Origin of the sequence: Acinetobacter sp. WCHAc060033 (assembly GCF_004209125.1) — a bacterium.
In the GTDB taxonomy this organism is placed as follows: Bacteria; Pseudomonadota; Gammaproteobacteria; order Pseudomonadales; family Moraxellaceae; genus Acinetobacter; species Acinetobacter wuhouensis.
Genome location: NZ_SGSW01000231.1, coordinates 1 through 238, shown reverse-complemented (window position 1 = coordinate 238; position 238 = coordinate 1). Strand labels below are relative to the sequence as shown.

Genomic DNA, 238 nt, shown 5'->3' with positions numbered 1-238 from the left:
GGGTACCTAATCCTACGGTCGGAGTGGGCTATAGTCGTGAACAGTCTGGCGTTGAAAACTTGATGAGTGTGAGCGTTTCAATTCCACTCGCCAGTCGGCAAGTGCGTATAGCTTCTGGTATGGCCATGGCGGAAGCTCAAAAGGCCAATTTTGAGATCGGACGAGTAGAAAACCGTTTGCGTCAGGAAACGCAATACTGGTTTACGCAGATGGAGTCGGCAACTGTACGGAGTGAGCA

The 238-nt window shown here is 50.8% G+C and carries 1 protein-coding gene; it reads left to right on the top strand.

Annotated elements, in window-relative coordinates:
- The coding region (locus tag EXE10_RS21375) for a TolC family protein (RefSeq protein WP_416346116.1) at positions 1-238 on the top strand (238 nt) is incomplete at both ends.